The following is a 13,020-nucleotide window of genomic DNA, read 5'->3' on the forward strand; positions in this document are numbered from 1 at the left end:
CGCAGTTTATCAACTGACGACCCGCAGCGCTGTACCGTTGAAGAAGGCTTCGGCGTTTTCAGTCAATTGAGCAACAATTCGTTGCCGCGCCTCTCGGCTGCCCCAGGCACTGTGCGGGGTGATGATCAAGCGTGGGATGTCCGCCGCCAGCAGCGGGTTGCCGTCACGCGGTGGTTCGACGCTCAGCACATCGGTGGCCGCGCCGCCCAAATGACCACTGCGCAATGCATCGGCCAGTGCTTGTTCATCGATCATGCCGCCACGGGCGGTGTTGACCACAAACGCCCCCGGTTTGAGCAAGGCCAGCTCGCGGGCACCGATGAAGTTTCGGGTGTGCTCCGTCAGCGGGCAGTGAAAGGTCAGCGCATCGACCTGAGGCAGCAATTCGTCCAGCGTCAGGCGATCAGCGCGGGCCGGGCGACCGGGGATTTGTCCGATCAATACGCGCATGCCAAAGGCTTCGGCCAATTTGGCCACGGCGCTGCCGAGCTCCCCATGACCGAACAGCCCCAGCGTTTTGCCTTCCAGCTCGACTATCGGAAAGTCCAGCAAGCAGAACTGTTTGGCCTGCTGCCACTGCCCGGCGCGCACGGCCTGGTTGTAATCGATCAGGCGCGTGGCCAACGCCAGCAGCAGGCCCAGCGTGTGTTGCGCCACGGACGGCGTGCCGTAGCCCTGGCAGTTGGCGACGGTAATCCCGTGGGCGCGGGCGGCTGCAAGGTCGACGTTATTGGTGCCGGTGGCGGCCACCAGAATCAGCTTCAGCTCCGGGCAGGCGGCGAGGGTGTGGGCGTCCAGCTGAATTTTGTTGCTGATGGCCACGCTGGCCCCTTGCAGGCGCTCGATCACGTTGTCGGGGGTGGTGTCGGTCCACAACTGCAACTCGCTGAAGCAGTGACGCAGAGGGCTGAGGTCGAGGTCGCCGAGATCCAGGGAAGGGTGGTCAAGAAAGACGGCGCGCTGAGTGTTTGTCATCAACTGTACCTTTTGTGCTGTCGAGTGAAGGCGTAATGTGGCGAGCCTAACAGAAGAAACATTTTGTAATGGAGCCGTGCATGTACTGGACAGAATTCTTGACCGTTGCCCTGATTCACTTGTTGGCAGTCGCCAGCCCCGGGCCGGATTTCGCCGTGGTGGTGCGTGAAAGCGTGACCCACGGGCGACGTGCTGGCCTGTTTACCGCGTTCGGTGTGGGCACGGCGATTTTTGTCCACGTGGGCTATTCGTTGCTGGGTATCGGCATCATCGTGTCGCAGTCGATTGTGCTGTTTAACGCGCTCAAATGGCTGGCGGCGGCCTACCTGCTGTACATCGGCATCAAGGCACTGCGGGCCAAACCGGCCGACCCGGCGGCTATGGCGCAAAGCTTGCCGGTGGGCGAGCGTACGGCGCGCGGTGCGTTCACGGCAGGGTTTGTGACCAATGGCCTGAACCCCAAGGCGACGTTGTTTTTCCTCTCGCTGTTTACCGTGGTGATCAACCCGCACACGCCGCTGTCGATTCAGGCCGGTTATGGCGTTTACCTGGCGGTGGCGACGGGCCTGTGGTTTTGCATGGTGGCCACGTTGTTCAGCCATCAGCGGGTGCGCAACGTTTTTGCCCGCATGGGGCACTGGTTTGATCGCAGCATGGGCGCGGTACTGGTGGCGCTGGGCATCAAGCTCGCCTTTACCGAGATGCATTGATCGAACACGGAGAGTACGGTTTGCAAATAGGTATTTCAGTCGCGAGTTAGAGAAGGCTCCTACATCCTAAAAAGCGTTCATCCGTTAGCGTTCATCCCTCATTTCAGAGGATCGACGGATGAACGCCCATCACCGTTTCAGCCTGACCGCGCAGGCCAGCCCGCACCCGTTGGAAGTGCTGGCCTTCAGTGGTGACGAAGCCATCAGCACCCCCTTTTCGTTTGCCGTTGAAGTGGTGTGTGAACGTCCTGATCTGGACCTTGAAACGCTGCTGCATACGCCTGCCTTTCTGGCCTTTGATACTCAGGGGCATGGCGTCCATGGGCAGATTTATCACGTGCTCAAAAGCAGTTCTGGCCCACGGCTGACGCACTATCGCCTGTCGCTTCGACCGCAGTTGGCCTATCTGCTCCATCGAACCAATCATCGTATTTTTCAGAAACAGACCGTGCAGCACATCATCGAGACACTCCTCGAAGAGCACGGCATCTTCAGCAACGCCTATGGTTTCACCCTGCAATCCGCTTACGCGCCGCGTGAATACTGCGTGCAGTACGGCGAATCGGACCTGCACTTTATCCAGCGCCTGTGTTTTGAAGAAGGCATTCACTATGTCTTCCGACATTCCCCCGACGGCCATTTTCTACAATTCGGAGATGGTGAGGCTGCGTTCACCCCTGCGCAGGGAGCCACTCCCTTCAAGCCCCATAACGGCATGGTGGCGGGCGAGCCGTCGGTGCACAGTTTTCGCGTGAAACTGAGCATTCGGATCAACAGCACCCTGACTCGCGACTACGACTTTAAGGTCGCCAGTCGCACACTACAGGCGGACAGCCGCGCCAATCCCCATGAACGTCCCCTCGAGCACTACACCTATCCCGGTCGTTTTACGGCCCATGCTGACGGCGAGCGACAAAGTCGCATCGCCCTGGAACGTCATCAAGCCGACCGTCGCGAAGGGCGCGGTGACAGCGATCAACCGGCCTTGTGCAGCGGTCAGTTTCTGAGCCTGACCGAGCACCCTAACCCCGCCTTTAACGCGCCTTGGCTGCTGACCCATGTTCGCCATGAAGGCAAACAACCGCAGGTGTTGAAAGAGCAGGGCGGCGATTCAGGCATTGAGCATTTGATCGATTTTACCCAAGGCTACCGCAACCATTTCCGCGGTATTCCCGAGACGGTGACCTACCGGTCGCCCACCGTTTTCGCCAAGCCCGTGGTGCTGGGCTATCAGACGGCGCGCGTCACCGGGCCGGCCGGCGAAGACATTCATACCGATGCGTTCGGCCGTGTGCGGGTCAAGTTTCACTGGGACCGCAGCGAGGTGAACAACGAGCAAAGCAGTTGCTGGCTGCGCGTCGCCTCCAGTTGGGCGGGCGAGTCCTATGGCACCGTGATCATCCCGAGGGTGGGCATGGAAGTGATGATCAGCTATCTGGAGGGGGATATTGACCGGCCCGTCGTCACGGGCTGCCTGGCGTCGAGTATCACGCCTACGCCCCTCACGTTGCCGGCCGAAAACACCCAAAGCGTCGTGCGCAGCCGCAGTACGCTGGGCGGCAGCGGCCACAATGAGTTGCGTCTGCAAGACCGCAAGGGCCAGGAGCTGATTTACCTGCACGCCCAACGTGACCTGCAACAACACATCGAACACGACAGTCACCTGCATGTTGAAGGCAAGCGCGAAGAAACCATCGAAGGCAACAGCCGGGTGGTGCTCGATGCCGAGGATCACCAGACGGTCACCGGCGACCGTAAAACCATGATCAACGCCAGTGATTATCTGGACACCGCCCTCAACAGTCATACCCGCGTGGGTGCCGTGCTGACGGTCGAGGCGGGTGAACATATTCACCTCAATGCGGGGGCGATGATGGTTCTCAACGGTGGCGCCAGCTTGAGCCTCAAGGCGGGTGGCCAGCACCTGCTGCTGACACCTGCCGGGATACTGAGCAGTACGCCGATTTTGCCGGGCGGGGTGCCCATCCCCGGCGTGCCAGTGGTGTCGGCGCTGGCCGGATCGGTCGGGGTAATGACAGCGCTGGCGTTAGAAGCGCAACAACAGGCCTTCACCCAAGCCATCGCCAACAGTGCGCCTGTGTGCATCGTCTGTCAGTCCCTTGAGGAGCGCCAGCCATGATGCAGGCTTACCTGTTGCTCGACAGCCATCAAATAGCGGGTCTGCATGCGCAGTTGTATGAGCTGGCGCCCACCACCACCCCTCACGCGCTGTACTTGATGACGCAATACGCGGCGCTGGCCTCCTTTGGCCCGGTAGTGGTGGGCGTTGAGCGCGCCAGTCCGCTGGCCAATACTTTCCACGCGCACTGGCAGGACAAGGCAGGCATCTGGCTGGAGTCCGACGCGGCTGAAGCGGATGTGATTGCGCATGTACGCAGCCTGATCCATGTGCAACTGGACGGAGAGGTCAGCGCTTTCTTCCGCTTTTACGACCCCGTCATCACACGCCTGTGGCTGCACGATTTACCTGCGGCTGAACGTGACCGGTTGATGGGCCCGGTGCGGGTGATTCGATTGCCGCAGGCCGATGGCAGTACGCTGGTGATCAGTCAACAAAACCCCGATCAGCCGACGGCTCGCTATGGGCCAACACCTTGGTTGAGGCTGAGCGCGCACACCCTTGAACACCTCTGTCAGGCCCAGCGCAGTCAGTTTTTGCAACGCCTTGTTGACCATGTTCAGCGCTATTTCCCTCACTGCCTGCACGACCTCCACCCCCGACAGCAGCAGGCGTGGGCCTTGGCGTGTCAGGCCAGCGCCGCGCGGCAGGGCTACAGCGCAGAAGACGAAGTGATGCTCTGGGCGAGTCTGTTTGCCACCTATGGCGAAGACTTTCCGCAGGGCGAGGGTCTGGAGATTTATCGCAGCTTGCTGGCAGAGCGAGGCGTCACCCCACGACAACGTCTTGATCGCGCGCTGGACGAATTGACCCTACGCGCCATCCCAAGAGAGCCCGCCCTATGAGCGAAATTAAACCTCTGCAAACCGTCACCCAGCTGGCAGAGGCCAGACGCGCTGCCGCTGCGTGTGGGCATGTCGACATCAACAGCACCGTCCAGCAATGCCCGGCCAACCAAGGGCACCTGTTTGTCGTGCCAGTACGCTATGCCCTCAGCGAAGAACCTGTGACCCATGCCGCCTTCCAGCCGGGCGTTGACACCCAAAGTCATCCCATGGCGGTGCGGTTGCTGCGCGTCGGTTTTGTCTACGTGTGGCAGGGTAAGGGGCCGCTACAGCGCTATGCCGTGGCGGAGAACAATCGGTTGCGCCAACAGGCGCTGGACGACGATGACACAGTCGTGGTTGTGGGAACCTTGAGCGGCATTGCATTGGACAAGCACCAGTCGGCATGGATGCTGTACAGCGAAATCCCGCTCAAACCCCAGCATTGCGAACACCTGAGCGACCCAGAGGTGCGCGCCAGGCGCATGCGCTGCCTCGACCTGCGAGCCGTCGCCAACACCCTGCAAGCCCCCCATTGCGTGCCCTTGCAAGACGCGGCACAGGTAGTGGGCGAGTTGATACCCAAGACTTACGACCTGGCCTTGGCGATGGATTACCAGCGCAACCAGCAGGTTTACTGTAAAGAGGCGGAGGAGCTGGGTGAGCAAGTCTGCAAAAAGCCGACCCCGTTCATGATCAAGGCCTACACCGATGCTATGCGTTGGGTGGAAGAACGAGCGCAACTAGCGGCGCACTACCCGCCGCTTTCCGAAGAGGTTGCGCCACCGGGAGAATGGAGTGCCCAGGCGTGGGCACCCACCGCCAGCAAGTCGCTGGTGGAAACCGCCCTCTCGGAATCGAACGGTTTATACAGCGTACTGGCCTGCCTCGATGACGACCTTGGTGTGCTACGCGACATCAATCACGAACAAGAATGGGTCGAGTCTCGCCACGAACAGTGGCAAGCCGACAACAACCTGCGCCTGAGCATTGGTGGGTTTGTGAGAAGCTTGATCACAGAGGACGCTGCAGAATTATCAGGACAGCTCAACTACCGCTACCGCGATCGCGACATTCTGATAACCCGAAATCAGGCGCAAATACTGCTGGATGCCCGCACTCAATTGGCGAAGCTGGCCAGAGACCGATACACCGCCAACATTCGGCGTGGCACCACCCACAGCAATGAAGAGGCTGATATACGTTTGGCTGAAATACATCGGCGTGAACAGGCTGCCGTATTCCCTGTGCGTGGGTTTATTCCCCTTGATCTGCACAGCGAAGTGATCGAACTGGTGCGCGATTATCAGGAAAGCAAAGCCAACAATATCAACAACAAACTCGCCAGCGACAAGGTTGAGGAATACATCGACTTGCCGGCGATGAATACCTGGCTCGACACCACAGCCCCTGCGCACTTTGCGCAGGTTCAGGAGCGTCACGAAAGCCTGTTTTCTGACCGTGGCCTGTACTTGCAACGTCATCACAGCGCGACATGGCAAGTTGATTACAGCGATCCCGACCACACCCACTGGCTGGATAATCTGGCCGTGGCCTGCCTCAGTGGTCAATGCATCCGCACCCAGGGTGCCGAGCAATACGCCGACTATGTGCGCAGTGCCGATGATGGGGCGTTGCGCCAGTTGTTCTATGGCTGGAACCCGACGCTGGATGCCGCGGTTAACAGCACCACGCGCGCAGGCGAATTGATCGCGGCATTGGCGCTGGAAAATCAGGCCAATGCCAAGCAAGCCATTATTAAGGTCCTGGGGGTGTTGAACGAGCCAATGGTCGTCAGTATGGGGGTTCGTGCTGAAGACACTCAGGGTAGTTGGGCAACGTTGGTCAAGCGGTTAGGGGGCGCTTTGTTGCTGCTCAAAGGCGAGCACGGCAATGCGCCCGGTGGCTCATGGCTGGCCATACTGGTAGCGGCTCGGTTGGGGAGTGGCGTCGGGTTACGTGCGGTCAAGGAAGGTGCTTTGCGCACGTGGGAACTGTTTGGCAAAGCCGGGGAAGATATTGCGCAATGGGCCAAAAAAACCGGCGATGCCATTGGTGCAGGGCAAGTGTCCAAAATCCTTAACTCCCAAGCGGTGAAGGGCAGCGGAGGTTTGGTGGCCTTGTCAGCGTTATTGCTCAATAGCTGGAATGCCAAGAATTACCTCACGCAGGCAGGGGCTTTGGAGGGGATGGATCGGCAGCGGATTAATGACACGGTATCTGCGACCTTGTATGCAGGGGCTGCGTTAGTGGCGGTTATTGATAATCAGATGAGGAGTAAGGTTGCTGAGAGGGTGTTTACACTTAAGTTACCTACTAGCGAATGGGTTTCAACACCTGTATTAACTTTTTTTGGTGCTGTCATTGGAGGGTTTTCAGCAATCGCGGCATTCTACGAATTTTCGTCTCTTCAGAAACAATTAGAATCTGCTCATGGTTCAATGGATCCGTGGTTGAACATGCGGAAGAACGTGGTAGTAGGACAAATTTTCGTATTTGGATCTCAAGCATTAATAGGGATTTATTACACGGCCAGAGCTCTCGCGGGAGTAATGACAGCCAAAGCAGCGATTGCCGCATATGCTCTATGGATGGGGCCACTCAACTTATTGGTCGCTGTATTGGGTGTGTTGTATTTGATTGCATGGTACTTCCAGCAAACACCCATACAAAAATTTCTAAACTCGTGTTGTTGGTCCAAAGCCCGCGCCAGCGATCTAAGCCCCATTACAATTGAGAATCAGCAAGATGAACTAAACAGGCTCTACGGTATTCTCTACTCCCCGAGAGTCAGCTTTAAAGGGCGTGATGAACCCGTTGGCGCCAATAGCTATGTGGGGGTGAAGTTCACCACCTTTATTGATTCCCTGACTATTGATTTACCGGGGGCGGAACCGGGTAATGCGCACCTCGAAATCGCCATGATTGGTAATCCAGTGGATTCGCCGGCGATGTGGGCCCGTATCAAAAATGGTGAAGGTCGCCTGCGTGCAGATGAACCTATGCAAACCCTTGCTGATCTGTGGATAAAGCACAGTCGTTGTGAATGGATTCCGTCTACCCAAGGCCAGGGGTTACGTTTGACAGGCACCTTCTTGAAAGTCGTGCCGGGGGTTTTTATGTCGCAGCCTTCAAAAGTGTCCTTGCGGTTGCGCTATCGCACGCCGTTGACTTCCCTGCTGGGGGCACTCAGCTATGTCGGTGGCGAACGAGGTGTAGCCTTTACAGTGAGCAGTTCATCAGGCGTTGTTGAACTTCGTAACGATCCAACTCCAGAACTGGATAGAGCGCCTAACTATGTTTTAGGCAATCAAGAGTTTTCGGTGATCTGGCAGTCGGGGTTGAAGAAATGAGTTCTCCTGCGGCTGGAACAATCAAAAAAAGCGTCCTTTCTCAGCAGGACTACTTTGCACCGTTGCCAATTCCGACCGGCCAGAAGCCAGTTGATATGGCCAACATGATTTGGCGCAATAATGATGTTTTTTTAGACATAGGGAATTTTAATGTTGGCGGGTTTATGGTGCTTTGGTTTTCGGCGCTATTTTATTTGGCTCTAGGTTTGGGTTTTAAAAATATCTCGCCTGAAGGAAGTGAATTCACCTTGTTGCTTGGACTCGTTGTCGTAGGGATTCCCGCACTTGTATTTATCTACAATTTGAGCCGCCCAACGCCATTGCCCATACGCTTCAATCGCCAGCGTCGCGAAGTTTGTGTGCCTCGAGAAGAGGGTGAATATTGGATCATCCCATGGGAAACAGTCACCGCCGCAGCTTCCCAGCACTCTTCTGTCAGTCAGGCAGGCAAAACGACTTCGGGGATGCTGTTTATTAGCTTTGATAATCCTGATCCTCTTGCATCCGAAAATAACAAGCACTGGATGTGGGGTTTTAACTGCGGCGGCAATGAAACCGCGATGTCAACGTGGGAATGCATTCGCAGTTATATGGAAATTGGTCCGCACGCCATACCCGAGTGCAATAATTTTGAAGGGGCGCGTGCCACTCTCAAAGGCCGTGGGATAGTTTGGGGTGTTTGCTGTAAGTATGCGCAGGCTATTTGGCAACATCTGCGGAACGGGAAGGTGGGTGAGGCGAGTTGGTTAATTCTTGGCATCTTTATTTTTGGTGGCCCCTTCGTCTTTATGTTGCAAACCTGGAAACTCTCGCCACCGCCAACATTGGATTACCCCGAGATAATCGAATGGTCAAAACCCCTGCCCCCTGAACAATGGGCCAAGCGTTCAGACGCTTTGGAAGCCGCCATTATCCAGCGCGAGGCGGAGTTGCTTGCGAGAGCGCAGTCATGACTTCAGAAGCCGCTGGCACTACAAAAAAGAGTCTACTTTCGCAGCAGGATTATTTAGCCCCGTTGCCAATACCAACGGGTCAGAAGCCTATTGATATGGTCAACATGATTTGGCGCAAGAATGATGTGTTTTTAGATATTGGGAATTTCAATGTTGGCGGTGCCATCATGAGTATCTGGCCAATGTCCATATTTTTTTTGTTGATGAATATCTATTTTCCAGAGCCTCTTATGGTCTTAGCAGGGATAGCGGTTGTGGGTATCCCTACATTGGTGTTCGTTAGCAATTTAATTCGTCCCGCGCCTTTACCCATACGCTTCAATCGCCAACGTCGCGAAGTTTGCGTGCCTCGGAAGGATGGCGAATATTGGATTGTGCCTTGGGAAACTGTCAATGCCGCAGCTTCGCAGCATTCTTCAGTCAGTCAGGCAGGCAAAACGACTTCAGGGATGTTGTTTATCAGCTTTGACAACCCAGATCCGCTTGCAGCCGAGAACAATAAACAATGGTTGTGGGGTTTCAACTGCGGCGGCAATGAAGCCGCGATGTCAACGTGGGAATGTATTCGTAGTTACATGGAAATCGGTCCGCACGCCATACCTGAATGCAATAATTTTGAAAGGTCGCGTGCCAATCTTAAAGGTCGTGGGATAGTTTGGGGTATTTGCTGTGAGTATGCGCAGGGTATTTGGAAGCATCTGCGGGACGGGGAGGTCGGTGAAGCGATTTGGTTAATACTGGGTATCTTCATTTTTGGCGCCCCCGTAGCCTTCATGCTGCAAACCTGGAAGCTCTCACCCCCACCCACCTTGGATTACCCCGAGATCATCGAATGGTCCAAACCCCTGCCCCCTGAACAATGGGCTAAGCGTTCAGACGCTTTGGAGGCCGCGATTATTCAGCGCGAAGCAGAATTGGCAGCACGTCCCGCTTCTTGAATAAACCCGTCAGTCTCTGACGAGCAGGCAGGCTGCGATCTTGTCTATTTCTGAGTTTGCTTCATCCTTGCGGGCTAATTGTGCGTGCCCACGGAGAAGTGTCGATGTCCTCAGTCAATCGGTTTTGGCGCCGAGCCAAGCTGCCACTGGCAGTCAGCCTCGTTTCGACCTTTGCCGGGCCTGCCTGGGCGTTGAGTTTCAATATCGGTGAAGTAGAAGCCCAGCTCGATTCTGAGCTGTCCATCGGTGCCAGTTGGTCCACTGCCAAGGCGGATCACAACCTGATCGGCGCCAATAATGGCGGCAAGGGGCAGTCGCCAATCTCCGATGACGGGCGGTTGAACTTCAAGCGCGGCGAAACTTTCTCCAAGCTGTTCACCGGCATGCACGCGTTGGAGTTGAAGTACGGCGACAGCGGTGTGTATGTACGCGGCAAGTATTGGTACGACTTTGAACTGCAAGACGACAGTCGACCTTTCAAGCAGATCAGTGACCGTGGCCGCAAAGCCTCCGCGCAATCGGCGGGCGCTCAGTGGCTCGACGCTTTTGTGTATCACAATTACGCCATCGCCGATCAGCCCGGTGCCGTGCGTTTGGGCAAGCAAGTGGTCAATTGGGGTGAGGCCGCGTTTATCGGCGGCGGGATCAATGCGATCAACCCCACCGACGTATCAGCCTATCGTCGTCCCGGAACTGAATACAAAGACGGGCTGGTGCCGGTCAACCTGTTTTATCTCTCGCAAAACCTCTCCGACAATCTGTCTGCCGAAGCGTTTTATCAACTGGATTGGGAACAGTCCGAGGCCGATAACTGCGGGACGTTTTTCTCGCAGTCAGACGTGATGGCCGACGGCTGTAGTGGCAATTATCGGGTGATGAGCAAACGCTCGGCACTGGAAGTGGCGCAGTTGTCGACCCTTACCTCGGCGGGTGTCGAGGTTAACGAGGAGGGCGTGTTGGTGCACCGTGGCGCTGACCGTGATGCGCGCAACGGCGGCCAGTTCGGTGTGGCCATGCACTACGTGTTCGAGCCTTTGGACACCGAATTCGGCGCCTTTTTTATGAACTATCACAGCCGTGACCCGATCCTCAGCGGTCAGGCGGCACCCCAGTCGGCGTATAACGCGGCAATGGGTGCAGGTGCGCTGGCGCCGATGATTGTGGCGGGTAATTCCAGCTATTACGTCGAGTACCCCGAAGACATTCGGTTATACGGTCTCAGTTTCGCCACGACCTTATCCACAGGCACGCGCTGGAAAGGCGAGCTGAGTTATCGTCCCAATGCGCCCGTGCAGCTCAACAGCAATGATCTGCTCTATGCCAATGTCACATTGCTGCCGGGGCTGGCGGATGCCTCACCCTTGAGCGTGACGCCCGGTGCGGACATACAAGGGTATCGGCGCAAGGAGGTCAGTCAGTTTCAGACCTCGCTGGCGCATACCTTTGACAATGGCATGGGCGCAGACCGTTTGACCCTGATGGGCGAGGTGGGTATGACCCATGTGGCCGGGCTGGAGGGTAATTCCGAGCGCCGCTACGGGCGTGACCCGGTGTTTGGTTCGGCGGGCAATGACGGTTTTACCACGGCCAATTCCTGGGGGTATCGCGCCCGTGCCGTATGGGAATACAACCATGTGTATCCCAGCCTGCGCCTTAAGCCCAATTTGGCGTGGTCCCACGATGTCAGTGGTTATTCACCCGGCCCGGAAAACACTTTTGAGGAAGGCCGCAAGGCGGTCAGCCTGGGCGTTGATGCCGAGTACCAGAACACGTACACCAGCAGTCTGTCGTACACCAATTTCTTTGGTGGGCGTTACAGCACACTCAGCGACCGCGACTTTATGGCGCTGAGTGTGGGCATCAAGTTTTAAACCGCCGGTTGAGGGGTCAGGCCGAGGTCAGGTGACGCTTGCTCACGACGAACACTGTTCAGCGGCACAATCACCAGCAGCAAGGTCAGCAGCACAGTGACGGCAATGCCCCACGCGGCCAGAGTCAGGCCACCGAGGGAAATCAGCCCGCCGGAAATGGCCGGGCCCACGGCCAGACCCAGACTCAGGAAGCTGCTGGCGGCAGCAACTACGCGGCCTTCGCGGTCCAGCGCGGCGGCCAGTGCGGTGAGGTAGCTCAAGGCGTAAAAGTAAGTGATGCAGATGGTCATCACGCCGACGGTGTAGAGCATTTTCGAGTGCTCACCCAAGACATAGCTCAGGCTGGTGCCGCCGGTCAGCAGGATGGCCAGAATCACTGGGGTGCTGAGGCCGAAACGCTTGCCGATCAGGGCGGCCAGTAACGGACCGATCAGGCCGACGAAGGACTGGAAGGACAGCAAGATGCCGACTTCATCGCCGCTGTAGCCGACCATCGTGCCGATGCGCTCGACAAAGGCCCAGCCCATGGTGTCGCGGGCCTGAAACACAAACATGGCGAGCATCATGCAAATGGCCGGCAGGCTCAGCAGCACATTGCCCGCGGGTTTGATGCTGTGCAGGCGTGGCTCGATCACACCCTTCGGCGCGTACTGGGGCATAAACGGAATAGCCAGCAGCATGACTGCCATGGTGCCCGCCATTGCGTAGTACAGACCCGGCAGGCCGTAGGCGGCCATGACTTTGGCGTAGCCGAGCATCACCACAATCATCAGCAGCACTGACAGCACGTTCATGTGCCCGGCAATCCGGTCAGGCTGTTTGGCGCTGGCGACGCAGGCGTTGCCGCAGGCCAAGGCCAGACCGGCACCGATACCGGCTATGCAACGTACGGCCGCCAGGGCGTAAAGGTCAGTCATGCTGGCGCTGATCAGGTTGGCGGCGATCGCCAATAGGGTGCCCGCGATGGCCAGCGTGCGCCGCGGCGCTCGGCCCATCAAAGGGGCGACCAGCAAGGACGCCAGCATGGTGAAGATAAATTCGGCCGACATCAGGATGCCAGCGTGGGCCTCATTCAAATTGAGGTCATGGATGATCGCACTGATCAAAAAGGGCAACGCCCAAAGGCCAAGCAGACCGACGCCGTAGGCAGAACCTGCGGCGGAGAACACCAGACTCCAGCTCTCGGGCAGGACGTTTCGTATTGTTTTCATGGGGTGATCCCTGGGATTAAAAAAAGCGCGCCTGAACAGGCGCGC

General features: G+C 57.2%; 9 protein-coding genes. 7 read left to right on the forward strand and 2 right to left on the reverse strand.

All coding sequences use genetic code 11. The annotated features are described in order from the left end of the window. Positions 1-9 precede the first annotated feature (9 nt). Complete coding sequence (locus ACI7MX_RS11240) at positions 10-975, reverse strand: 2-hydroxyacid dehydrogenase (protein WP_405586741.1); 966 nt, start codon at positions 973-975, stop codon at positions 10-12. 80 nt (positions 976-1,055) lie between these two features. Between ACI7MX_RS11240 and ACI7MX_RS11245 the strand changes: the two genes are divergently transcribed. The 7 genes from ACI7MX_RS11245 to ACI7MX_RS11275 all read left to right on the forward strand — a co-directional run bounded on the left by ACI7MX_RS11245 (position 1,056) and on the right by ACI7MX_RS11275 (position 11,764). Then, the gene (locus ACI7MX_RS11245; RefSeq protein WP_405586738.1) at positions 1,056-1,685 is read left to right on the forward strand and encodes a LysE family translocator; all 630 of its coding nucleotides are present in this window, start codon (positions 1,056-1,058) and stop codon (positions 1,683-1,685) included. A 118-nt stretch (positions 1,686-1,803) separates the two neighbouring features. Next, positions 1,804-3,825, forward strand: a complete 2,022-nt coding sequence (gene tssI / locus ACI7MX_RS11250) for a type VI secretion system tip protein TssI/VgrG (protein ID WP_405586735.1) — start codon at positions 1,804-1,806, stop codon at positions 3,823-3,825. Beyond that, on the forward strand, positions 3,822-4,670 hold the full coding sequence (locus ACI7MX_RS11255) for a DUF4123 domain-containing protein (protein ID WP_314489796.1): 849 nt from the start codon (positions 3,822-3,824) through the stop codon (positions 4,668-4,670). Before tssI ends, ACI7MX_RS11255 begins: the two co-directional genes overlap by 4 nt. Continuing rightward, positions 4,667-8,002 (forward strand): toxin VasX, encoded by a 3,336-nt coding sequence (locus ACI7MX_RS11260; RefSeq protein ID WP_405586732.1) that lies wholly within the window; start codon positions 4,667-4,669, stop codon positions 8,000-8,002. The genes ACI7MX_RS11255 and ACI7MX_RS11260 overlap by 4 nt, the downstream gene beginning before the upstream one ends. Continuing rightward, complete coding sequence (locus ACI7MX_RS11265; protein WP_405586729.1) at positions 7,999-8,955, forward strand: DUF6708 domain-containing protein; 957 nt, start codon at positions 7,999-8,001, stop codon at positions 8,953-8,955. Before ACI7MX_RS11260 ends, ACI7MX_RS11265 begins: the two co-directional genes overlap by 4 nt. Further along, complete coding sequence (locus ACI7MX_RS11270) at positions 8,952-9,893, forward strand: hypothetical protein (protein WP_405586726.1); 942 nt, start codon at positions 8,952-8,954, stop codon at positions 9,891-9,893. Before ACI7MX_RS11265 ends, ACI7MX_RS11270 begins: the two co-directional genes overlap by 4 nt. A 104-nt stretch (positions 9,894-9,997) precedes the next feature. Next, positions 9,998-11,764 carry a DUF1302 domain-containing protein gene (locus ACI7MX_RS11275; RefSeq protein ID WP_405586723.1) on the forward strand — a complete coding sequence of 589 codons (1,767 nt, stop codon included), beginning with the start codon at positions 9,998-10,000 and terminating at the stop codon, positions 11,762-11,764. Here the strand turns inward: ACI7MX_RS11275 and ACI7MX_RS11280 are convergent. Continuing rightward, the gene (locus ACI7MX_RS11280; protein WP_314489806.1) at positions 11,761-12,975 is read right to left on the reverse strand and encodes an MFS transporter; all 1,215 of its coding nucleotides are present in this window, start codon (positions 12,973-12,975) and stop codon (positions 11,761-11,763) included. The genes ACI7MX_RS11275 and ACI7MX_RS11280 overlap by 4 nt on opposite strands. Positions 12,976-13,020 lie beyond the last annotated feature (45 nt).

The organism is Pseudomonas sp. 2024-210 (assembly GCF_045062345.1).
Taxonomy (GTDB): domain Bacteria; phylum Pseudomonadota; class Gammaproteobacteria; order Pseudomonadales; family Pseudomonadaceae; genus Aquipseudomonas.

What these genes read in the sequence shown, in the direction of transcription:
- ACI7MX_RS11240 (WP_405586741.1), bottom strand. Translation starts at nt 975, where the DNA reads ATGACAAACACTCAGCGCGCCGTCTTTCTTGACCACCCTTCCCTGGAT.
- ACI7MX_RS11245 (WP_405586738.1), top strand. Translation starts at nt 1,056, where the DNA reads ATGTACTGGACAGAATTCTTGACCGTTGCCCTGATTCACTTGTTGGCA.
- tssI (WP_405586735.1), top strand. Translation starts at nt 1,804, where the DNA reads ATGAACGCCCATCACCGTTTCAGCCTGACCGCGCAGGCCAGCCCGCAC.
- ACI7MX_RS11255 (WP_314489796.1), top strand. Translation starts at nt 3,822, where the DNA reads ATGATGCAGGCTTACCTGTTGCTCGACAGCCATCAAATAGCGGGTCTG.
- ACI7MX_RS11260 (WP_405586732.1), top strand. Translation starts at nt 4,667, where the DNA reads ATGAGCGAAATTAAACCTCTGCAAACCGTCACCCAGCTGGCAGAGGCC.
- ACI7MX_RS11265 (WP_405586729.1), top strand. Translation starts at nt 7,999, where the DNA reads ATGAGTTCTCCTGCGGCTGGAACAATCAAAAAAAGCGTCCTTTCTCAG.
- ACI7MX_RS11270 (WP_405586726.1), top strand. Translation starts at nt 8,952, where the DNA reads ATGACTTCAGAAGCCGCTGGCACTACAAAAAAGAGTCTACTTTCGCAG.
- ACI7MX_RS11275 (WP_405586723.1), top strand. Translation starts at nt 9,998, where the DNA reads ATGTCCTCAGTCAATCGGTTTTGGCGCCGAGCCAAGCTGCCACTGGCA.
- ACI7MX_RS11280 (WP_314489806.1), bottom strand. Translation starts at nt 12,975, where the DNA reads ATGAAAACAATACGAAACGTCCTGCCCGAGAGCTGGAGTCTGGTGTTC.